General features: G+C 56.6%; 18 protein-coding genes and 1 other annotated feature (1 of these 19 running past the window's edge). Of the genes, 6 read left to right on the top strand and 12 right to left on the bottom strand.

Features of this window, described 5'->3' with window-relative positions:
• Positions 1–153, bottom strand: a binding site (T-box leader); it reaches 48 nt to the left of the window's first position.
• A 256-nt stretch (positions 154–409) separates the two neighbouring features.
• Complete coding sequence (locus JW799_RS21630; RefSeq protein WP_080839375.1) at positions 410–1,081, top strand: hypothetical protein; 672 nt, start codon at positions 410–412, stop codon at positions 1,079–1,081.
• A 521-nt stretch (positions 1,082–1,602) separates the two neighbouring features.
• Here the strand turns inward: JW799_RS21630 and JW799_RS21625 are convergent.
• From JW799_RS21625 to JW799_RS21600, 6 genes are all read right to left on the bottom strand, one after another.
• A complete protein-coding gene (locus JW799_RS21625) occupies positions 1,603–3,717 on the bottom strand; it encodes a heavy metal translocating P-type ATPase (RefSeq protein ID WP_205431652.1) in 2,115 nt (704 codons plus the stop codon).
• Entirely contained in the window at positions 3,704–4,072 is a 369-nt protein-coding gene (locus JW799_RS21620) for a metalloregulator ArsR/SmtB family transcription factor (protein WP_205431651.1), read from the bottom strand. The genes JW799_RS21625 and JW799_RS21620 overlap by 14 nt, the downstream gene beginning before the upstream one ends.
• Positions 4,073–4,241: 169 nt before the next feature.
• Positions 4,242–5,498: a DUF4179 domain-containing protein gene (locus tag JW799_RS21615; RefSeq protein ID WP_205431650.1), complete on the bottom strand. Its 1,257-nt coding sequence runs from the start codon at positions 5,496–5,498 to the stop codon at positions 4,242–4,244.
• Positions 5,474–6,010, bottom strand: coding sequence for an RNA polymerase sigma factor (locus JW799_RS21610; protein WP_205431649.1), 537 nt, complete (start codon positions 6,008–6,010; stop codon positions 5,474–5,476). The genes JW799_RS21615 and JW799_RS21610 overlap by 25 nt, the downstream gene beginning before the upstream one ends.
• 886 nt (positions 6,011–6,896) lie before the next feature.
• Positions 6,897–7,262 (bottom strand): IDEAL domain-containing protein, encoded by a 366-nt coding sequence (locus JW799_RS21605; RefSeq protein WP_080839367.1) that lies wholly within the window; start codon positions 7,260–7,262, stop codon positions 6,897–6,899.
• A gap of 90 nt (positions 7,263–7,352) precedes the next feature.
• Positions 7,353–7,943 (bottom strand): TetR/AcrR family transcriptional regulator, encoded by a 591-nt coding sequence (locus tag JW799_RS21600; RefSeq protein WP_080839365.1) that lies wholly within the window; start codon positions 7,941–7,943, stop codon positions 7,353–7,355.
• A gap of 280 nt (positions 7,944–8,223) precedes the next feature.
• On the opposite strand from JW799_RS21600, the gene JW799_RS21595 reads away from it, so the two are divergent.
• Complete coding sequence (locus tag JW799_RS21595) at positions 8,224–9,669, top strand: DHA2 family efflux MFS transporter permease subunit (protein WP_240353791.1); 1,446 nt, start codon at positions 8,224–8,226, stop codon at positions 9,667–9,669.
• Positions 9,670–9,852: 183 nt separating this feature from the next.
• Here the strand turns inward: JW799_RS21595 and JW799_RS21590 are convergent, their stop codons facing one another.
• Positions 9,853–10,278, bottom strand: coding sequence for a GreA/GreB family elongation factor (locus tag JW799_RS21590; protein WP_080839362.1), 426 nt, complete (start codon positions 10,276–10,278; stop codon positions 9,853–9,855).
• A gap of 341 nt (positions 10,279–10,619) precedes the next feature.
• On the opposite strand from JW799_RS21590, the gene JW799_RS21585 reads away from it, so the two are divergent.
• The 4 genes from JW799_RS21585 to JW799_RS21570 all read left to right on the top strand — a co-directional run bounded on the left by JW799_RS21585 (position 10,620) and on the right by JW799_RS21570 (position 15,224).
• Positions 10,620–11,093, top strand: coding sequence for a GlcG/HbpS family heme-binding protein (locus tag JW799_RS21585; protein ID WP_080839361.1), 474 nt, complete (start codon positions 10,620–10,622; stop codon positions 11,091–11,093).
• Positions 11,094–11,272: 179 nt separating this feature from the next.
• Entirely contained in the window at positions 11,273–12,865 is a 1,593-nt protein-coding gene (locus tag JW799_RS21580; RefSeq protein ID WP_080839359.1) for a spore germination protein, read from the top strand.
• On the top strand, positions 12,865–14,109 hold the full coding sequence (locus tag JW799_RS21575) for a Ger(x)C family spore germination protein (RefSeq protein WP_080839358.1): 1,245 nt from the start codon (positions 12,865–12,867) through the stop codon (positions 14,107–14,109). Before JW799_RS21580 ends, JW799_RS21575 begins: the two co-directional genes overlap by 1 nt.
• 29 nt (positions 14,110–14,138) lie before the next feature.
• The gene (locus tag JW799_RS21570) at positions 14,139–15,224 is read left to right on the top strand and encodes a GerAB/ArcD/ProY family transporter (protein ID WP_245809804.1); all 1,086 of its coding nucleotides are present in this window, start codon (positions 14,139–14,141) and stop codon (positions 15,222–15,224) included.
• Positions 15,225–15,258: 34 nt separating this feature from the next.
• Here JW799_RS21570 and JW799_RS21565 read toward each other — a convergent pair whose 3' ends face one another.
• From JW799_RS21565 to JW799_RS21545, 5 genes are all read right to left on the bottom strand, one after another.
• A complete protein-coding gene (locus tag JW799_RS21565) occupies positions 15,259–16,167 on the bottom strand; it encodes an NAD(P)/FAD-dependent oxidoreductase (protein ID WP_080839354.1) in 909 nt (302 codons plus the stop codon).
• A 371-nt stretch (positions 16,168–16,538) separates the two neighbouring features.
• Positions 16,539–17,579 (bottom strand): HD-GYP domain-containing protein, encoded by a 1,041-nt coding sequence (locus tag JW799_RS21560; RefSeq protein ID WP_080839352.1) that lies wholly within the window; start codon positions 17,577–17,579, stop codon positions 16,539–16,541.
• A 225-nt stretch (positions 17,580–17,804) separates the two neighbouring features.
• Positions 17,805–18,443 carry a response regulator gene (locus JW799_RS21555; protein ID WP_205431648.1) on the bottom strand — a complete coding sequence of 213 codons (639 nt, stop codon included), beginning with the start codon at positions 18,441–18,443 and terminating at the stop codon, positions 17,805–17,807.
• On the bottom strand, positions 18,430–20,634 hold the full coding sequence (locus JW799_RS21550; RefSeq protein ID WP_205431647.1) for a GAF domain-containing sensor histidine kinase: 2,205 nt from the start codon (positions 20,632–20,634) through the stop codon (positions 18,430–18,432). Before JW799_RS21550 ends, JW799_RS21555 begins: the two co-directional genes overlap by 14 nt.
• Before the next feature lie 12 nt (positions 20,635–20,646).
• A complete protein-coding gene (locus JW799_RS21545) occupies positions 20,647–21,462 on the bottom strand; it encodes a hypothetical protein (RefSeq protein ID WP_080839348.1) in 816 nt (271 codons plus the stop codon).
• Positions 21,463–21,540 lie beyond the last annotated feature (78 nt).

Here is a 21,540-nt window from a genome sequence, read left to right as displayed (position 1 = left end):
GGACCTTCATCTTCATCACATAACGGCGTGTCCCGTCCTGTTCGGCAGGAAGCTCCGGGGTGTAATTCGCTAGCGCATGTTCGCCGATTCGCACCGATCATCGGCTCTCTGAAGAAGGGATGCGCCGCTTTGGAAACCCATCAACGCTTTTTCGAATATAAAACTTACGAACGTTCGTAAGCCCAGTATGGCATACCGCCCTCGTTATGTCAACGCGCAAATTCCGACTTTGGCCGCGCTGCCGAGCATGTCCTATCCCATGCGTGATTAGGACCATTTTCCCGATTATGGGATCTTTACCGAAAACATTGCGATTTGTAATTCGGATTACAGACGAAAAATCTATCGGCCTTTACGATGGTAAAGGTTTTTTTATTCCACATCCAAAAGCAAGGGAGAATGCACGCACATGAAAACACGTACTCGCAAACTGATTTCCGCAGCCGCAGCCGCAGCGCTGTTGGCCGTACCGCTGACGGCAAAAGCCGCCGAAGCATCCGGGGCGGCCGCCGCCGATTCGCAGAGCCCTCCGACGAAGCTTGAAACCGAGGGCGACTTCGCCGCCCTGCAATTCGGCAAGAAAATATTCGTCCATGACAAGAATGGCCAGCTGTTCCAGACGAACGGCAAATACCATGACGGCGAACTGCTCGACCTGTTCGTACTGCCCTTCGGCCCCATGCAGGTGCCGTTCATTCTGGTCAACAACGACAATTCCGGCGCCTACAACGTCTACAGCGACCTGTGGCCGGAATTCGCGAAAGGCAAGGAGCAGGACACGATCGAGGAATATTACAGCGGCCGCGTGTTCAACAAGGCGAAATCGCTGATCTTCAGCAAAACGAAGCACCATTACGCGGCGCAAAAAGGAGACGAAGCGATCGCTTATACGGCCAACGATTTCGGCGACCTGACGAAAGGCTACCATGAATCGATCCGCATCAAAGGCAAGCTGCGCGGCCTCATCCTGTTCGATTGCTGCCCCTATCTCGTCGTCGAAGACGAGAACAAGCAGCTTATCGTCTACCATGCCGGCATGAACGGAGCGGAACAGGCCGGCACCATTGAAATCAAGGCATAACCGCTCGGTTCGGGCGCGGCGGTTTGCAGAACGGGCGGTACGACGATCACCATGCCGTTATCGTCCTTGTCCATGGTTGCGAGCGCTTCTTCCTCGGAGGATGTCAACTCGGCTTGAAAGGCGCTTGTTGCGTCAAAAATCGGACAGCCGCATTGCTGTCCTCCGAACTTTCGCTCACATCCTCCGCTCGGAGCTGGTCGATGCGCGCGGTCGCGCCGATGAAAGAGGAGGCCGAATTGCTCGGTGGTTAGACCGAACTTCTTCGTGTCCGTCGCGAACACTCGGCGATGGAGCGCGAATTTTGCAAACAAAAAATCCGCGGATTCCGCGGATTCTTCGTCTTATGTCAATCTGTGCAAGTTACGGTTGCTGCTCTCCCGGCCGCCTGGCTGATAAGGCATGCCCGGGAACGTATCGGAGAACACGAGACTCGTATCGCCGACCTGCAAATGCGCATGCATGACGCGATCCTTCACGTCGTCCGTCATTGGATGATTCGGATCCGCGGGCATATCCGGCCCTTATTTGGTCCTCAACAGCCGCAGGCTGTTGAGCGTCACGATCAGCGTCGCTCCCATGTCGGCGAGAATCGCCAACCATAGCGTCAGCCAGCCCGGCACGATCAGCGCTAACGCCAGCAGCTTGATTCCCAGCGAAAACGCCACGTTTTGTTTAATTACCGCGAGCGTTTTTTTGCTTAAACGGATCGCGAAGGGAAGCTTTCGCAAATCGTCTGCCAGCAACGCGATGTCGGCGGTCTCGAGCGCTGCGTCCGTCCCCGCTCCGCCCATCGCGATGCCGACCGAGGAAGCGGCAAGCGCGGGCGCATCGTTTACGCCGTCGCCGACCATGGCCACGCTCGGGTAGCTCAGCCGCAGCTTCTTGATCATTTCAAGCTTTTCCTGGGGAAGCAATTCCGCTTGAACCTCCGCCACGCCCAATTGATTGCCGATCGATTTCGCCGTCGCTTCATTGTCGCCCGTCAACATGATCGTCTTTCGAATCCCCATCGAACGAAGCTCTTCGATGACGGCTTTGCTCGAATCCCGCACCGCGTCGGCCACCGCGAACAAGGCCATCACGGCTTGCTTCGTGCCCAGCGCCATCACGGTTTTTCCCTCGCTTTGCAGCGTTTGGATTCGCTCGCGCGCCGAGCCGGGAAACTCCGAGCCGAGCTCATCGAAAAGCTTGGGACTGCCCGTATAATGCATCTGTCCGTTTACCAGCGCCTGGATGCCTTTGCCCGTTATCGAGCGGAAGCCGTCAACGGATAGCGGGCGTTCGATGCCCGCTTGAGCGGCTTTCCTCGCGATCGCCGACGCCAACGGATGCTGGGAGCCTTTTTCCATGCCGGTGGCAATCGCGAGCATCTCCCTTTCGTCTCTCCCGCCGAACGATTCCATGTCCGTTACTTCCGGGATTCCCTTGGTCAACGTGCCCGTTTTATCGAACGCCACCGCCGAAATGCGCCCTGCTTCCTCGAGATGGATGCCGCCTTTGATCAACACTCCGTTTCGGGCCGCATTGCCGATTGCGGTGACGATGGAAACGGGGGTGGAAATGACCAGGGCGCACGGACACCCCACCACAAGCAGCGACAGTCCGCGATAAATCCACTCTCCCCATTCTCCGGCGAACAACGGCGGAAAAACGGCGATTCCGATGGCCAGAGCCATGATCGCCGGCGTGTAATAGCGGGCGAACCGGTCTACGAACGCTTGCGACGGCGCCCGTTCGGCTTGCGCCTCTTCCACGAGGTGAATGATTTTGGAGATCGTCGTATCCTCGACGCGCTTCGTAACCTTGACCTCGAGCAATCCCTCCCCGTTCAGCGTGCCGGCGAAGACTTCGTCGTCAACGTCCTTGGCAACGGGCACGGATTCTCCCGTAATCGCGGCCTGATCGACCGTCGACGTCCCTTTGACGACGACGCCGTCCATGGCGAGCTTTTGACCCGGCTTGACGATCATGACGTCCCCGACCCGGATATCCTCGACGCTCACCGCCAACTCGGCGGAGCCGCGCCGGATCAGCGCTTCCTTGGGCGAAATATCCATTAACGCACGAATGGATTGACGCGCCTTTTGCATCGAAAAGCGCTCGAGCGCTTCGCTTACCGCAAAAAGCGCCACGACGACGGCGCCTTCCCCCCACTCTCCGATGCCGGCCGCGCCGACGATCGCCACCGTCATCAGCGTGTTCATGTCGAACTGGAGACGAAACAGATTTTTGATCCCTTTCCGAAAAAGCCCGTAACCGCCGACGAGAATCGCAACTCCGAAAACGAGCGCGGACAGCCGGCTTTCTTCCCCGTAAGCGAAGGCAAGGAGATATCCCGCGGCCGTCAAGAGGACCGAAAACAGCACGTTCCCGTTCGTTTTCCAAAAAGGTTCTTTTTTCTCCGCGAACCGTTGTTTTTCCGGGACGACTTTCAGATGTTCAAACGCGCCGGCTTTTTCCAGCTCCTCTACGGTCGCGTTTCCGAATACCGTGATTTTGGACGCGCCGAAATTCACCTGGGCATCTGCAACGCCCGGCAAGCTTTTTACGTTTTTTTCAAAAATGCCGGCACAATTCGCACAGGTGAATCCTTGTACGCGGTAAACCTGTTTGTCTTCTTCCTCATGTTGTGGCATGCGCCGTCAACTCCTTGCTATGGGTTGAAGAAAGCAAAAGGATGTCACGTATATGATCGTCCTCCAGGGAGTAGAAAACCAGCTTCCCTTCCTTGCGGAATTTGGCCAATCCGAGCTGCCTTAGCATGCGCAGATGATGCGACGCCGTTGCCAGCGTGGAACCGATAATATGGGCCACGTCGCACACGCATAGTTCATCTTCCATGCACAGGGCGAACGCGATTTTCATGCGGGTCTCGTCCGCGAGCACTTTAAAGATCCTGACCATGCCCGGGATATCCTGCCGCTGGAGAGCATGTTGTACCTTTCGCACTTTCGGCTCGTCATAACAATAAATTTCGCAGCTGTCTTTCACTCGGCACCTCCGACACTCAAACGATGGCTTGATTATTGCGATCGTAACATAGCGATTATCTTTCAGTCAAACCATCATTTGAATAATCGTTTGAAAATCGGCAAAAAAAGCCGTCAAATGAATTGACGGCACTAAAGTTTAATGACATTAATATTTAAGGGATCGGTCTTTAACCCTCCAAATCTACGACAACCGCCAGCTCCTCCAGGTAAACGGGAGCGTTAAACCGAGGCGTGGAAAGGAAAACGGAATCGGTTTTCCTTACGTTAGAAAATGTCAGTTGATATCTGTGATCGCGGCCCTGGATGCGAATAGGCGTCCCCTTATCGAACGGCTTTCCCTTTTCGTCCTCAAGCCAGATTTCATTCGCCTGCTCGAATAGGCGTTCTCCCTCGACTTCGTAAGTAAGCGTTAAGTTGTCGTCTTCGAATTTCTGATCTACGACGGTTACGGAACCAGCCTTCCCTTGGGATAACGTGATCGGCGTCCCATTCCATTCTCCGTCTATTCGGGTCGTGGAATCGGAACCGACGAGATAGGGTGTGATCGTCAAGCTCTCAGGCACGGTTTCGAGCGGTTCGAAGTCATACACGTAATGTTTGTCATCCGAGGTTCCGCCGCCGTGACCGCCGATAGGCTGTAGAACGCGCCCCTGGTCATCCTGCACCTTGAATTCCCAAAACGGTGAATCCGTTCCGCGAAGCCGAAAGGAAAGTTTCGTTGAAGTCGGGTACAAAGCCATGTCCTCATATTCGACTTCGACATCGTTCCAGGTTCCGGTCTGGGCGATTGCGAACAATTGATTTTCGCCCTTGCGCTCGACGGGAATCTCGGCATAGATCGCGGCTTCGTCGCGAGACAAGATGCCAAGCGTAAAGGCGTCGGGCAGCGGATCGTCCACATGAAGGCTTAACGTTCCCGCATACGTTCCGTCGTCCAATATTTTCGTGCTGGCTCCCCCGGAGAAGCTTGGCAGCCTTTTCCCGTCGACCGAGAACGTCACATCTTTTACGAATCCCATCGGATCCTTCGCATCGGCCGGCGCAATCAAGCCCAGGCTGATGCTCGAGCCGTCGTAAAGGCTCTCGGTAATCGTCATGGCATAATCATCGATTTGAATCTGCCGGCCCACGTTCGTCGTCAAATTCAATTGGCTTCCTCGTTTCGTGCCGACGTCGCCGACCAGCTCGAATACGGAGCCGATGACGGGAATCGATTTCATCGCCTCGGCAAATGCCGGAGACAGAGCCGTCAGTCCGAAGGAGAGAACCAGGACTGCCGCTGCCGCCGTCGTGCCGAATCGAAGCCCGAACGATTTTTTGCGAGTTCTTTTGAGCTGATCAAGCGTCAGATGAATACGCCGGTCGACTTGCTCGGGCAACGATGCGTTCACCAGGTGATTTAATTCCCGCTCCCATTTTTCCATGGATATCCCTCCTGCTTGCTCCAAATGCTGCGCGCATGCTCGCGAGCGCGGCGCAGCTGCGTTTTGATCGTGTTTTCGGGTTTTTGATAGATTTCGGCCAACTCTTTGATCGAGAGATCGTCGATGTGATAAAGCTTCAGGAGGATGCGGTCTTCCTCCGGGAGCGTCTTAAGCAGCTGCTCCAGCTCGACTTTTTCGAAGCCGCTCTCCTTTGCGGAAGGCGCCGTCCATTCGTCGAGCTCGATAACCTTTCGATGTTGCCGGAGAATTCGGTTGCACTCGTTGATGACGATCCGCAGCAGCCACGTTTTGAAGTAGGCCGGCTCCCGCAACGTTCGAATATTTTCAAAAGCTTTCAGAATCGCTTCCTGAATGGCGTCCGCGCAATCCGCATCGCTTGCAAGCAACGTCCTGGCCACCCGATACATGATGACTTTGTGCGCGCGAATCAAGTGCTCGAAGGCGTGAGGATGGCCTTTTTGGGCCTTTTTCACTTCCTTTGTCATGTCCATAATATCCCCCCCTCCGATCGGACGTATATTAGATGCGCAAATATGCGGCGCGGTTTCAAAATCATTATCTGAATTTCATCCGCCGAATGACTCTTTCGGGCCATAGCGCCGCCGCATCCGCAATGCTAAAATGAAGGCGATTCATCGCGGCCAAAACGTAATCCGGATTGAATCGGAAAAAGCCGAAGGTCCCGTCCAGCTCGTGCCCGGAACCTTCGGCTTCGGGTCAAGAGGGATTCCCGATGCGCAGGAGCTGTTGGATCGCGCCGAAATGATAGGCAACGTGCGCCGAGCTTGCGATCGCCTCGACCGTCGTTTTTTCGTCCCATTCCGTTTCGGCGGTCATCACATGATGCATCCATGAGTGAGCTTCATCTTGCAAACGCGCGATAAGACCCCGCCATTCCGGTTCCGTGACCGTTTGCAGTTCCCAGCTTTTTGCCCAATCCTCGTCCGCGAATAGAGCTCCCCTCTCGACTTTCGATTCAACAGCTCCAGACTGAACCGGAGATGGTTTGCGTGAGCGGCGATGCTTGCGCGTCCGGGAATCCGGATGGCCGAAGCTTCGGCTCCGCTCAAACGTCTCAAGGAATCCAGCAAGCCGTTTCCCTTACCCGGATTCAGCACCCAGGTAAACCGGCCCTCCTCCGGACCGTCGATCAGCTCGGCCAGAAGTAAATGCAAGCTGCGTCGCACCCCGTTTTGTTCGCTCATGTTCGTTAATGCCCCTCCTCCGACGAAATTTGTGGAATACCTCATTTTATCATCCAATCCGCAAAAAACACGATCCCCCCGCCCTAATGGCGAAGAGATCGTGCCTTTATCGAAAAGCGTATTTCATTCCCGCGAGAACGTTCGGATCGAATTCCGGTCCCTTCCCTCCGGGTCAATGGAATAGAAGTCGATTGCGGATGCCGGAGGGGGCTCCGATTCGCTCCCGAACTTGCACGCCCTTGTTCCGAACGGCAAGGAGCTGTTCCGACAGCTCGCGGAACCACGCTTCGTCCTTCGTCGTCAGCGCCATGTCGATGAAGTTCAGGATGCTGCTTTCATCGTCCGCGGCGAACGCCGGCAGCGTACGGACGGCCCGGTTTTGAAGCGTCAAAAGCTTTCCGACGGCGGCTTCATGATCCGATTCCGTCACGAGAAGGCTCACCGTACCTTGTTCTATCTGCATCGAATCGATGAATCCGCGAACCAGCTCGCCTTGGCTCGTATGCCCCGACACCCAATCGCCAATTGCAAAGTTCATGATTGCCACCGCCTTTTGCCTGAAATTTTAAAAAACGGTCTTAATACTGTAATGATAATTATTACAGTACGAAAAGTCAAGCTTCGGCTTCTATCGGGAGCGCGAAGATGTCAGCATGGAAAATTGTTCGGCCAGGAAATGCGGCGAATAAGGCATGTCGTTGCGCAGCCAGGAAATGATCACGCCGATCAAAGCGGAGGAACCGAACCAGATTGCGATATCCCTTCGAACCGTCAACCCGGAAGCCAAAACGTCTTTCTCCGATTTTTCCAGTCTTTCCGTAATCATTTCAGACAGCAGCTTGGACAGCCGTTCCGTGAAAATCGGAAGACGCTTCGTGGCGAGAACGGCTTTGTAAAACTTCGCGTTATGGGCAATATGCTCCAGAAGCTCGACTAATGTCGCTTCCTTGCCTTCGGGAGAAGCCTCGGCGCTTTGGGATTTGCCGTGCAGAATCCGGCTGAAATCCTCGTTCATTTCATCCGCCAGCTTTTCCATCATGTCCGGTATGTCCCGATAATGAAGATAAAACGTAACGCGGTTGATCGTGGCGCGCTCCGCAAGCCGATTGACCGAAATTTTTTCCACGTCCATCTCCTGGAGCAATTCGACGAAGGCATCCCTCAGCAATTGGCGCGTGCGCAAGATGCGAGGATCGATACGAGTCGTTCGATTTTCCAATCGGATCCATCCCTTCTGCAGCAAACTACAATTTGCTCGAAAATGTCGTAAATCTGCCGCATAAACGACTGAAAGCGAAATCAAAATGGACTTCTTTACAGTCTGCGATAATCTGTCGCTTGTAAACCTGACGGGCCGGGAACTAAACTAATTTATGCAGTGTCAATTATACGACACTTTGTAAATCTAGTCTATGACTGAAGCGGAAGGAAGGATCAAGTTGAGTAAAGACGGCACGACAGCCCGCAGCGCGATCAAGAGGGGCCCTGTTTTGTTCGCCATGATTTTGGGCGCCTTTTTGGCTACGCTGAATCAAACGGTCATGACCGTTGCCATCCCGGAACTGATCGGAGAATTCAAGATTGCGGCGGCAACGGCCCAATGGTTGACGACCGGCTATATGCTGGTAAACGGAGTTTTGATCCCGATCACGGCGTACCTGATGCAGCGCTTTTCCACTCGCCAGCTTTTCCAGGCCTCGATGTGGATCTTTCTTGTCGGCACGATCGTATCCGCCTTGGCGACGAATTTCCCGGTCCTGTTGACGGGGCGCATGATCCAGGCAGCCGGCGCCGGCATCACTATGCCGCTGCTGATGAACGTCATTTTGACGATTTTTCCTCCCGAAAAGCGCGGCGCCGCAATGGGCATGGTCGGGTTGGCGATCATTTTCGCCCCGGCGATCGGACCGGTCGTTGCCGGTTACATTCTGGAAAGCTTTGCATGGGAAACGATGTTTTACGGGATGATTCCGTTAACGCTCATCGTCATCGTTTGCGGCATGATTTATTTGAAAAATGTATCAGAAAAGGGGCATACGAATCTCGATGTTCTCAGCGTCGTCTTCTCTACGGTCGGGTTCGGCGCTATGCTGTACGGCTTTAGCCGCGCCGGCAGCGAAGGATGGTCGAGCGCCGAGGTGATTTCGACGATCGCCGCGGGCGTTGCGGCGCTTGCCCTGTTCGCCTGGCGGCAGCTCGTTTCAAGCCATCCGCTGCTGGATCTGCGGGCCTTCAAATACAACATGTTCTCCTTGACGTCCGTCATTAACATTGCGGTTACGATGGTCATGTACGCGGATATGATGCTGCTCCCGCTGTACTTGCAAAACGCTCGCGGCTATACGGCCCTCGAGTCCGGTTTGCTCATGCTTCCCGGCGCGATCGTCATGGGTCTTCTCATGCCGGCCGCCGGCAAGCTGTTCGACCGATTCGGCGCCAAATGGCTGGCTGTGACCGGTCTACTCATCACGATCGTCACGACGATCGGTTTCATCGACTTGACGGAATCGACCAGCTATACGTATCTGGTGCTCATGTCGACAGGCCGCCGCATCGGCATGGCCCTGCTCCTGATGCCCATTCAGACGGCCGGGCTCAATCAACTGCCGTCCAGGCTGCATGCGCACGGCACCGCGATCTCCAATACGATTCGGCAAGTGGCCGGCGCTGTCGGCACCTCCCTGCTCGTCACGATTATGACGAACCGGACTCAAGCGCATTTAACCGACATGATGACCGCCGGGGGAACGGATGGCGCTTCGCAAGAGCGGATGACTCTGGACGCCACGATTCAAGGCATCAACGACTCGTATGTCGTCATTGTCGGATTCGGCGTCATCGCGCTTCTTCTTTCATTCTTTATTCGACGCGGGACGCAAGCTTCCGAAGATACGAACGATAGGAACGAAGCCGCGGTCAAGCGAACGGCAGCGGAATCCCGATAGCCTATGCTGGACGTACAATAAACAGGGAGCAGGAACCCGTTATACGGCTCCTGCTCCCTTCAATGTTTATAAGGATGCTTCCTCCGCTTTGTAAATGATCAGAATGGCGCTTCGCTGCGTCTCCGAATTCCGGTTAAATCTTTTGACGAAGGAACCGTAGCGTATATCTACGACCTGCTCGTCTTATTCGTATCCGAAAGAATGCTGCTTTACGGTGATCCAGTATTTTTCGCCGGGGCAGTCGATTTCCGTGCTGTATCCGGCTCTCGAGAGCAGAATTCGCTGGCCCACCGGAGACAAAAACGAAATGCGTCCCGAATAGGGGTCGACATCCATAGGCAGCACGATCGATAGCTGTTCGTCCATCCGATCCGTCTCGTTTCGGACGATTACGTTCGACCCGATCCACACCAAGGTATCCGGCCCCTCGCCGCTTGTTCCGTCAAGGCACCTTTTCGCATGCCGGCAGTACCTGTCCACGAAATCTTTGAGCGGGCGTTTGTCCCCGGAACTCGGCAAGGCGTTCAGCAGCTCGTTGATATTTTTATCGAAATAGTCCAGTTGGCTCGACAGGCTATCCCTGAAACGGTTCGTCAGACTATGGCTCATCGTAGATATGCCCCCCATCTTCGTTGCCCGGTACTCAAAGTCCGTTATGATGCGTTTTTTCATCCCTATCGATCCTTTCCGCATTGTATAGAACGAAGACACCCCGCCCCGTTAGGCGAGATGCCTTCATTCGTTTAAGATATAACACACTTTCCAATATAATTCAACTATTCATATATTTACATTTAAAGGCAAACGACCTATTAAAAGTGGACGATCCCATTTATTAAGCCCTGATGCAAAGCGGTTCTGTTGGCGATCGTCGCATGGCTTGCCACGGTTTCACCAACACGGGCGAACGTCCATATCCTGTAGGAACGCAATAGCGAAGGAGAGGTTGGATGGTTAAACTGACGTTGGCCGAAGCGAAGCAGCTATTGGAAGTCTCGGAACGAAAAGCTCGGCAAATGGGATTAAAATCCGACATCGCGATCGTCGACGACGGAGGAAACCTGATCGCTTTTCATCGGATGGACAATGCCCGGATCGCGGGCATCGATATTGCTATCGGCAAAGCCTGGACCAGCGCGGCCATGCAGATGCCGACTGCCAATTTGGCCCAATCGGCGCTCCCGGGAGGAGCGACTTTCGGCATCAATACGACCAACCGGGGGAGGCTCGTCATTCTCGGCGGGGGAATTCCGCTCGTTCGCGACGGGGAAATCGCGGGCGGCATCGGCGTAAGCGGCGGAACGAGCGCCCAGGACGTCGAGGTCGCGAACGCAGCCGTTCAGATTTTCGAACAAGCGCGGTATACGGGACTTCCCTCCTACGCGAATGCATGGACGGGGTTTATGCAGCGCTCCCGCAATTAACGGAACGGACGGGAAAACGGAACGGGAAACGGCGCATTTGCCGTTTTCTTTTTTTTTGATTCAAACCGCCTCGTCTGCCGACTCGCTGCTTCGGCATGCCGTCATCTCCGTTCAGCGGATAGCCCATCGCCTTCTGGATATAATAAGAAAAGTTTGGATAAGAAAGGCTTAGTGATGATATGTTTGTCAAACTGATTGCCGGGCTGTTTCGCCAATCGAAGAACGGCGGCAAACGGGAGAATAACGCGCCCTCCGTCCCCTTGCCGGAGAAAGCTCTGCTTGGCGTGCCGCTGCGCGCGGCTGTCGCCGCAGCCTGCGCCAAAATGGGCCAAAGCCCCGATTTTATCGCGAAGGAAATCGGGCGGGACGAAGAAGGAATGCCGCTGGCGGCCGTATTTTACATAGAAGGCCTTGTCGATGTGATGAAAATAAGCGAAACGATCGAAACGTTGGTCCGGGTCGCGTCCGGGGCGTCCGAAGCCCCCCGCTCTCCCGGCTTGCTTCGACAGAGACTGCTGGATCGGGTCCATTCCGGAGACACGGTCGCCGTTCCGACGGAAGAAGCGTTTTATTCGGCCGTTTTGGCCGGTTCGGCGGTCGTGCTCGTCGACGGATGCAGCGAAGCCTTTTCCGTCTCCGTTCAGGGCGGAGATAAACGAAGCATCGAAGAGCCGTCTTCGCAAACGGTCATTCGCGGGCCGAAGGAAGGCTTTACGGAGGTGTTGTCCACCAATCTGACGCAGGTTCGGCGCAGACTCCGGACGACGCAGCTGCGCATCGAACACCGAACCGTCGGCCGCTTCACCCGGACGCAAATCGCGATTGCGTACATCGAGGGCATCGCCAATCCGGCCGTGCTCGCGGAATTGCGCAAGCGGCTCGATGCCATCGACATCGACGGCGTTCTGGAAAGCGGGTACTTGGAGGAGCTGATTCAAGACCATACGTTTACGCCGTTTCCCACCATCTTAAATACCGAGCGGCCGGACGCCATCGCCGGTTACCTGCTGGAGGGCCATTGCGCGGTGCTGGTCGACGGCACGCCGTTCGCGCTCGTGCTTCCGGTCACGTTTTTCAAGTTTTTCCTGTCGAGCGAGGATTACTACCAGCGATACGATTTGATTACCTTTATCAGGGCGATTCGCTTCCTGTCCTTTTTCGTCAGCTTGCTGCTTCCATCGCTTTACGTCGCCATTACGACGTTTCAGCAGGAGATGCTGCCGACGACGCTGCTGATCAGTCTGGCCGCGCAGCGGGAAGGCGTTCCGCTTCCGGCTTTGCTCGAAGCGCTGCTCATGGAGCTGACGTTCGAGGTCATCCGCGAGGCCGGGGTGCGCATGCCGCGGGTCATCGGCCCCGCCATTTCGATCGTCGGCGCGCTCGTGCTGGGACAGGCCGCGGTCCAGGCCGGACTCGTCTCCGAGGCGATGGTCATCGTCGTCTCGTTTACGGCGATCGCCAACTTCGTCATCCCTTCCATCTCGATGGCGGCGTCCGTCCGGCTCATCCGTTTCGGCCTTATGCTGCTGGCCGGTTCCTTCGGGCTGTTCGGCGTCTTGGCGGGGTTGGTTCCGCTGCTGATCCATCTGGTTTCGCTGACGTCGTTCGGCATCCCCTATTTTCTCCCGGTCGCCCCGCTGTCGCTGCAAAATCTGAAGGATGTGTTCGTCCGCGTTCCCTGGAAAGCCATGCGAACGCGGCCGCAGCTGATCAGCGTCCTCAACCGAACGAGACAGCAAACCGGCGAATCGAACCGCAAGGAGAAAGACTGATGCCGAGATCCGTTACCCTGTTGTTGATGTGCGCCGCGTTCTGCCTTGTTCTTGCCGGGTGCTGGGACCGCAGGGAGCTGAACGAGCTCGGCATTACATCCGCCACCGGCATCGATTGGGCGGACGGGAAGTGGAATGTTACTTATCAGGTCGTCGTTCCCTCCGGCATGTGGTCCGGCGGAGGCGGCGGAGGCGGCGGAGGCACCACCCAATCGTCGGTCCACGTTTTCACGGCGGAAGGAAGGACCCTTTGCGAAGCTGCTAACAAGAGCAACCTGGAAATTCCCCGTCAACTCTACTTTGCGCACACCGATGCTATCGTCATCGGAAAAGCCGCCGCCGAACATGGCCTTTCGGAAGTGGTCGATTTATATTTGCGCAGCGTTCAGGCACGCGAGACGGTGATGATGGCGGTAACCGAGGGACGCGCCTCCGACATATTGAAGCTGTTCGTGCCGCTGGAAAAGCTTCCGGGAGACGCGTTAAATAAAATCATCTCGAAGGAGGAACTGAATTCCGGCTATTATCCGGCCGTCCGGGTGTTCGATTTTGCCCAAAGCCTGTATTCCGATTCGCGCGCGATCGGGGTTCCGGAACTCAATCTGATGGGCAAACGGGACGCCAAGTCCCGCAAAGAACTGTCCTCGCTGGAATCGTTCAAACAAACGCACAACGAATCCAAGCTCGGCCTGACGGGAGAGTCCGTCTTCAAGGACGGCCGCCGGATCGGTCGGCTTACGTTCAAGGAAAGCTACGGGATTTCCTGGCTGTCGGGCGACATCAAACAAAGCGCTCTTGCCGTCCCTTGTCCGTCCGGTTCCAATCGGGACGCCTTTTCCACCTTGCGGATCGATAAAGCCGAAACGAAAATAACCCCGCAGAAAAAACAGGACGGTTTTCGAATGCTTGTCCGGGTCAATGTAAGCGGCGAGGTGCTCGAGTCCGAATGCAAGCTCGATTTGACGAAAAACGAAGCCGTTCGCCAGCTTGGGAACGCAATCGAACGAGAGATCGAGGACATTATGGATACCGGGTGGAGCGCCGCCATGCGCATAAAGGCGGATTTGCCCGGATTTGCCGACAAAATCCACCGGAAATATCCGAACGATTGGAAGAAGCTGAAGGATCAATGGACCGAACAGTTTCCGAAGCTCGAGGTTCAACCGCACATACGCGTTTCCGTCATTCGCATCGGTCTGTCGCTGAAACCGTTAAAGCAGGACAGGGAAAACGCGAAAGGGTAAAAAGAAAGCCGGCAGAAGGAGGCCCAAAGGTGAACGGACAAAAAACGCGAATTTCCGAACTGGTCATCTGCTTCGTTTTGTTCGAGGTCGGCAGCACGACGCTGTTTCTGATGGGCCCCGAAGCCAAGCAGGACGCCTGGCTCGCCATGCTTGCCGCGGCGGCGGCCGGCTTCGTCCTGCTGATGCTGTACATGGCCATCTACCGGACCGACCCGGAGCGCGATTTGTTCGAGTTGTTCCGCCGCTATTGGGGCAAGTGGATCGGGACGGGAGCAGGTTTCGTTTTTGTCGGATACTTTGCTTACGAAGGTTCGCAAAACCTGAGAGACCTCGGCGAGATCGCCGCGCTTATCCTTCTCAATCGAACCCCGTTGTTCATCCTTCTGCTGATCACCGTGCTGGTTATCACCAACACGGTCCGTCTGGGAGCTCCCGTCCTGTTCAAGTTTAGTCTGGCGATTTTTCCGATCACGCTCGCAAGTTACCTGATTCTCATGCTGCTGCTGGCCGGTCTAGGACAGATCCGGATCGAAAACATGTTCCCCATGTTGGAGAACGGTTGGAAGCCGATTCTCGATGCCGCGTTTCCCGAAATCTTGTCGTTTCCGTTCGGGCAGGCCGTGCTGTTCCTCGTTTTTTTCCCGCTGGTCGCCAACTCGGTCCGAAAGGTCAAGAAATCCATGTATATCGCCTATGCTTCGATCGCCCTTTCGCTTACCGTCCTCAATCAGATCATCATTCTCGTGCTCGGACCGGGCATCGCCGCGAACTGTTCGCTTCCGCTGCTGCAAGCGGTGCAGTTGATCGAAGTGGGCAACGTTTTCGAGCGAATGGACATCATTTTCGTCCTGATTCTGTTTATCGGCCTGGGAACGAAACTGGCGGCGTTCAGTATCGGGGCGGCTGTCGGCCTGCGCCGGCTGACCCGCATGAACTATAAACTCGCGTCCGTTCTGGTCGGGGCCGCCGTATATGCCGCTTCCTTCCATTCGCCCAATTATACGCACCACATCTGGATGGGAAAACAGGTTTTATACGCGTATCCGATTTTCCACGCCGCCTTCCCTGTCTTGCTGTTTATCGTTATGCTGATCAGGCGCAGGAAGGCGACTTAACCGAATCGCGGACGGCCGCCGTCGATCGGGCCTTTTATAGCGATTTCCAGTCCTCCTCCGTCAAGTCCGCCATTACGGCCATCGCCGCCTTGCTTCCCGAAGCGGCGGCGAAAATCAATTGGGACGGCATGACATAGGCCGAATCGCCGGCCGCGTATACGCCGGCAGCGGTTGTCCGTCCCATCGCATCGGTTGCGATCCCTCCGTTTGCCGAAGTTTGGTAGCCCAGCGCTTTTTCGAAATTCGCATGCGGAAGCTGGACGGGATCGAGAAATCCTCCGCTTCGCTCCATATGCGTGCCATCCGCGAAATGCACCCGCTCCAGCAGGCCGTTCCGGCCGGAAAAAGCGGAGACGGGCGTATCCACGACCGGTATGTTTCGGGACGCGAGCTGCAGCCGCTGTTCGGCGTTCAACGCGCCGCTGCCGTTCGTGCATACGACCAGATCCCGGCTCCAATTCAACAGCAGCTTGACTTTATGGAACACGGACGGATTTTCGGAAACGACCGCAAGCGGCCGATCCCGCAGCTCCCAGCCATCGCAAAACGGGCAGTTGAACAGGCTTTTCCCGTAAAAGTCGCGAAGCCCCTCGATCTCCGGAAACACCTCTTTCAACCCGGCTGCCAATATCACCTTGCGAGCCTGCAAGCGCTCGCCCGACGAGGTTTCCACGACAAAGCCGTCCTCCGACTTCCGAATGTCGGTCGCCTCGGCCTGCCAAAGCCGAACCGACGGATAGCCAAGCACCTCCTCGTAAGCGATGCGCCGAAACTCGGCCGGCCGAATCCCGTCTCGCGTAATGAATCCGTGAGAGGCGTGCGTCACGCCGTTTCTCGGGCGGCCGCTGTCGAACAGCGCGACGCTCCGCCTCGCTCTTCCAAGCACCAGCGCCGCGTTCAATCCCGCGGGCCCGCCTCCGACAATCGCAACATCGTATTTCATAGGACCAATTCCTCCTTAACCGTCTTTTTCCTAATTATAGACTTATTGCATCCATAATAACCATAATAAAAATCGCCTGTCAAGTCGCTTCAGAACGAAAAATCCGGGCTGGATACCAGCCCGGGTAAGATAGGTTAATTGGAAGCCGATTGAACGGGAATCGTCATTTCCAGTTCCTCGTAGTAGGTTTTCGTACCGGAGACCGGATCGCCGTCCTTCGAACCGTCGATGCTCCAATCGGATTTCTTGGCCGTGTACGTATAGGGCCACTCTCCGCTGGATTGCGTTCGATCGACGCAAAAACAAAAACCCGCGGCACTCGCGGGTTGGAATCGGTTAATTTCGCTTGGAATCGCCTGTCGCCAATCTTCTTAACCGAGAACTTCCTTGATCCGGATATGATTCTCTTTGCTTAAATCGATAAAATCATGGTTGTCGAGCGCGACGAGCGGCTTCGTCGGAGAGTTCGCGTTGGTCAGGATAATCTTCCCTTTCCGGCCGTCCGACAACAGGACGTCGCAGCCGACCAGCGTCCCGAGAAGCGTATCCAGAAAGGTCATGCCGATCACGGAGTCGAACCGATCCTGAATTATGCCCCGATGGATCTCCTCGATGACCTGAAAAAACGAAAAAGCGGGCCGGTGCGGCCGTTCCGAGATCATGGCCATATACACGTCCGCCAGGGCGACGATTTTACTGAGCCGATCGATCTGGTTCCCCTTCAGACCGTTCGGATACCCGCTGCCGTCCTCCCTTTCGTGGTGCTGCAAGGCAACCCGTGCCGCGCGGGGGTCGACGTCGGACTGCTTCAGCAGCTCGTAGCCGAGGAGGGTGTGCTGTTTCATGATCTCGTACTCGTGATGTTCGAACCGGCCCGGCTTGTTGATCAGGGACGAGGGCAGTTTAACCGAACCGATGTCGTAGAGGACCGCCGCCGTCGTCAAAATCGCCAGCTCGGCGTCGTCCAGCCGAAGCCGCTTGCCGAGCGACGTGGCCAGGACGGCGACGCCGATGATTTGCTTGTAGCGAAAATCCCCTTGTTCCTTCAGTTCGGAGAAAACTTGGAATAAATTGTATTTCTTTGCGGTTTCATTAATGAACGGAATCACTTTTTCTTCGACATCGGCGACGGGGACGACGCCGTTGTTCCGGACGAAAAGCTCGATTTCGTACAAATATTTCTCTGTCCTTTTCGCTCTTTCGCGGGCAGCGGAAGGGACGGGATCCGCGGAAGCCGGCAGTTCGTCGGCCGCGGCCCTGACCTCGTCGATATGGATGTTGAAATTGGCCAGCTTGTCGATATGGCTTTCATGAAGGACGGTTCCTTCGGCGATCAATAACGTTCCTTTGTTATCGAAAATGCTGCTCGTCAATCGTTTTCCGATAAAAGCTTGGTACTCGTGCAAAGACATCGGGTCGGTTACCTCCAGTTTTCCGGCCGCGCCGGTTCGAAATCGCATTCCGCGTGTGGATGACAATCTGAAAATTATTACGGAAGATTCAGCGAAATCGATTACTTCATTCCGGAAAAATGAATCCGCAGCATTACTTAAATACGGACGGGGAACGAGGCGGGTGAATAACGAACTATTTGCCCGATACCGGTTTTTTAGGTATTTGGAAGGATAGAAAACGCCCTACTCGTCGCGGGCGCTCGCGGCCAGCCGGACCGCTTCCGCCCGATCGGCGACCTGCAGCTTGTTCAAAATATTCGTCACGTAGTTGGACACCGTCTTCAAGCTGATCTCCATTCGCCGGGAAATGTCCGCGTTGGACAGCCCGTCCGCCATCAGGCTCAGCACCTCTTTCTCCCGATACGTCAACTCGGGAAACCAATCGGCCCGGTGCGCGGGACGCGTCGCCATCTCGATCATCCGGTTCGCCACATCCTGGCTGAAGATCGCTTCGCCCGAAGCGACGACGCGAATGGCCCGCAAAATGTCGTCTTTGTCCGAATCTTTCAGGATGTAGCCTCTGGCGCCGGCTTTCATCGCCGTAAACACGGAAACGTCGTCCTTGAACATGGTCAGCAGCAGAATTTTGACGTCCCCGGCTTCGGCCTTGATGGCGGCGGTCGCCTCGATTCCGTTGCGGCCGGGCATGCGGATATCCATCAGCACCACGTCCGGCTTCAGCTCCAAGGCCATTACCACCGCCTCGTCCCCCGTCGTCGCTTCTCCGACGACAAGCATATCTTCGGCGCTTTCCAGCACGCTCCGGACGCCGTGCCGGAACATCGGATGATCGTCCGCGATCAGAATGCTAATGGTTGTCATGCGCCCCTCCCCGATAGGACATCGATTTCAGCGGCAGACGGGCCTCTATGCGAGTGCCGCCGCCGGCCAACTTTTCAATGACGCAAAAGCCTCCCAGCTCCGCTGCCCGCTCACGCAGCGAGGTCAAGCCGAGTCCGCCCTTTCCGTCCGTCCGGCCGATCCGCTCGGCGAGCCCGATCCCGTCGTCCGTTACTTCGACCGCTAGCTCGGGGTCCGGCTGCGCTTCAACGGCGATGCGAACGCGGCATTCGCTCGCTTGCGCATGCTTCACGACGTTGACGAGCGCCTCCGTCGCGATCCGGTAAGCGCCGACCTCGACGGCCGCCGGCAAAAGAGGAAGAGCTTCCGGACAATCGAGCGTCATCCTCAGCGGAGGCGCGTCGGTCAGCTCCCGCACCTTGCGGATGTTTTCCAATTGCTCCATCCGCTGACGAACGGCTCCGACCAGGCCCAATTCGTCGAGCGCGGCGGGGCGAAGATCGTAGACGATGGATCGGATTTCCTCGACCGTATCGCCGATATCCTTCTGAAACTGCTGCACAATTTCGATCGCCTTGTTCGGGTCCTTGCGAATCCAGTCGGCGACCAGCGAGGCCGTCAGCCGCATGGCGGCCAGCCGCGGCGCGATGTCGTCGTGCAGGTTCCGGCGCATCGTTCGCCTCTCCTCCTCCCTGGCGAAGATGAGCTGCTCCTTCGACTCCTGCAGGTCGGTCAGCAGCCTTCGGATATCCATCGACTGGCCGACGCTTTGCACGACGATGCCCGCCTGCCGGCACAAGGCCTCGATCAGCCGGCGGTCGGCATCGCCGAACGCCTCGCCCGGCGATCGGGCGGCCACCAGCAGCGTGCCGACCTCCTGGCCTCCGGCCGCAAGCGGGAATTCCGCGGTTTCCGCCTGCCCGTCTCCCCGCTGCGCCGCAAGGGACGGCGCGCCGTCGCGAACGATTCGGATGCCCGCGTAAGGGACGCGAAGCGAATCCTTGACGGTACGGACGACCGTGTCGAGCGCCTCTTCCGGAGTCACCGTCTCCTTGAGCCGGTTTCCGAGCCGGAACAAGACCGAGAAAGGATCGGACTGTTCGCCGTACATCATCCGGTTGACCAGGCGCTGGAGCCTTTCTTTCAGCGGCGCGAACAGGACGGCGACGACCCCGGCGGCGGCCAGCGAAAAAAACATGTTTTGTCCGGTTCGGAACAGAACGGACAAATACCACACGGTAAACGAGTACAATGCGACGATGCTCGCGCTCAGTCCGGCATAAACAATCGTGCGGCCCACGATCGGGTCGATGTCCCAAAGCCGTTTGCGCATGACCGAGATGCCTACCGTAATCGGTATCGGCAGCATGACCAACTGGACGCCCAGATCGAGGACGAACATCCAGACGGAATCCTGCGTCTCGTAAAAATCCGTCCGCAGCAGCAGCGGCAGAAGCGAAACGACGACGAGGCCGGTTAGCGACAGCAGAAACCCGTATACGACCCATTTCGTCTGCTGGCGCTCGACCGCGTCCGCCGTCCGCCGATAGCGGACGAACCGGTCGAGGATGAGCAAGCCGTATTGCAGCACGAACCAGGTCAGCGTAACCCAGAACGGCCAACGGCCCCACGGCTCGTCCGGAAAAAAACCGGTCGTCAAACGGATAGCCGCCAGCGCGATGACCGCTCCCGCCACGAGCTTCGTCCCCGCTTTGCCGTTCGGAAACAGCAGCAGAAGCAGGATCAGCGATACGAACGACAGGCCTTCGGCCGCCGCGCCGAGCCATTCCCATTCTCTCCACTGCGTCCGAATCATCAATGAGGAAGGGAACGCGATCAGCGCCACCGAGGCCAGATAGGAGAACGGCTCTCGCGGCCGCTTGGCCAGAATAAGCAGGGCGACGGAACAATAGATCGCGAAGAAAATCAGAGCGATGGCGCAGTAAAGATAGGCAAAGCCTTCTTCCGTCAGGTTCAATCTCTCGAGCGCGTCCCAAGGCAGCGGCGTGATGGCGGCGTATTCGCAGGCCGTTCGGTGGCATTCGTCCCGCATGTAGGCGAAGTAGGTCGGAATTTTAGCCAAAAAAAGATACGCCACGGCGCCGTTGATTGCGAGCGACAGCCACCGAACGGCCGATAGCCACCCTTCCGGATGGCTTCGGACGCCGGGGGGCGAATTCGGCCGAAGGCGCTCCCCGGCTTCAGTTTTCATAACATTCCCCTTTTACCGAATTTGCGCGGCTGGCGGCAGCGAGGCTTCCTTGCGAGCTTCCGCCAACCGCCACGCGGCCGCCGTATAAACGATGCCGAAGACGACAGCCGCAAGTCCGCCCCAAAGGCCCCAGCTGCCGGGATGGTTCGGAATCGTGATCGCGGCGGCGCCCATGAACGCGTACGTGATGCCGACCACGATGCCAAGCGTGCGGGAGCCGTTTCGTCCGCTGGCCGACAAGTAACCGCCGTACAGCAAATTAAGCGAAAGAGCGGTGACTTCTCCCCAGCGGAACTGCTGCACCGGATCCTGGAATTGCTGCACGACGCCTATGACCATGACGGGGAGCAGCCCCAGAAGCGCGATGCCGTTCAACAGGAGCAGCGGCCGGTTCAGGACGACAGGCTCCGAAGGGCGGAAAATCTCCCGACGCTGGCCGTACGTGCCGTACAGAACCAGGAGCACGACGGCGAACATCACGAAGACGAACGCGCTTTGCAGCGCAAGCGACGGGTCGGTCGCCGTCAGCGTCCCGAGAAAAATAAAATGCCCGACAAAGTAAAAGCGCAGCAGGACCGGCTTGCTCTGCGGATTTTTGAGCAGGGCGAGCAGCGTCAGGCTGAACAGGATGCCGATCAGCGCCCCGTGAGCGGCGGCGTGAAACCGAATTTCGTCGGGAAGCGGCGAAGAGGCCATAAAGCCTTGAACCCACGGCTCCAACCCTTCGGATAACCCCTGCAGCATGAATAATCCCCCTGCCGCAAACACGACGACGAAAAAACGGAACAGCACGGGGAGAACCTTTCCCCCGCTTTTTTCTGCTTTCATCTTACAACTCCTCCTCTGAATTTTACAAGATCGTTCGTTCGTTTTAACGATACGAAATCGCGGTTCCCGAACGATAGA

The sequence above is a fragment of the Cohnella algarum genome (genome assembly GCF_016937515.1).
GTDB classification, from domain to species: domain Bacteria; phylum Bacillota; class Bacilli; order Paenibacillales; family Paenibacillaceae; genus Cohnella; species Cohnella algarum.
Note: the sequence above shows the minus strand (reverse complement) of the source record. Positions and strands in the feature narration are given on the sequence as shown.

Excerpts from the sequence above, each read along its gene's own strand:
- JW799_RS21615 (WP_205431650.1), bottom strand. The coding sequence starts at position 5,498 with ATGGAAAAATGGGAGCGGGAATTAAATCACCTGGTGAACGCATCGTTG.
- JW799_RS21595 (WP_240353791.1), top strand. The coding sequence starts at position 8,224 with ATGATTTTGGGCGCCTTTTTGGCTACGCTGAATCAAACGGTCATGACC.
- JW799_RS21545 (WP_080839348.1), bottom strand. The coding sequence starts at position 21,462 with ATGAAAGCAGAAAAAAGCGGGGGAAAGGTTCTCCCCGTGCTGTTCCGT.
- JW799_RS21610 (WP_205431649.1), bottom strand. The coding sequence starts at position 6,010 with ATGGACATGACAAAGGAAGTGAAAAAGGCCCAAAAAGGCCATCCTCAC.
- JW799_RS21625 (WP_205431652.1), bottom strand. The coding sequence starts at position 3,717 with ATGCCACAACATGAGGAAGAAGACAAACAGGTTTACCGCGTACAAGGA.
- JW799_RS21630 (WP_080839375.1), top strand. The coding sequence starts at position 410 with ATGAAAACACGTACTCGCAAACTGATTTCCGCAGCCGCAGCCGCAGCG.
- JW799_RS21560 (WP_080839352.1), bottom strand. The coding sequence starts at position 17,579 with ATGTCTTTGCACGAGTACCAAGCTTTTATCGGAAAACGATTGACGAGC.
- JW799_RS21565 (WP_080839354.1), bottom strand. The coding sequence starts at position 16,167 with ATGAAATACGATGTTGCGATTGTCGGAGGCGGGCCCGCGGGATTGAAC.
- JW799_RS21605 (WP_080839367.1), bottom strand. The coding sequence starts at position 7,262 with ATGAACTTTGCAATTGGCGATTGGGTGTCGGGGCATACGAGCCAAGGC.
- JW799_RS21580 (WP_080839359.1), top strand. The coding sequence starts at position 11,273 with ATGTTTGTCAAACTGATTGCCGGGCTGTTTCGCCAATCGAAGAACGGC.
- JW799_RS21550 (WP_205431647.1), bottom strand. The coding sequence starts at position 20,634 with ATGAAAACTGAAGCCGGGGAGCGCCTTCGGCCGAATTCGCCCCCCGGC.
- JW799_RS21585 (WP_080839361.1), top strand. The coding sequence starts at position 10,620 with ATGGTTAAACTGACGTTGGCCGAAGCGAAGCAGCTATTGGAAGTCTCG.
- JW799_RS21555 (WP_205431648.1), bottom strand. The coding sequence starts at position 18,443 with ATGACAACCATTAGCATTCTGATCGCGGACGATCATCCGATGTTCCGG.
- JW799_RS21575 (WP_080839358.1), top strand. The coding sequence starts at position 12,865 with ATGCCGAGATCCGTTACCCTGTTGTTGATGTGCGCCGCGTTCTGCCTT.
- JW799_RS21590 (WP_080839362.1), bottom strand. The coding sequence starts at position 10,278 with ATGAGCCATAGTCTGACGAACCGTTTCAGGGATAGCCTGTCGAGCCAA.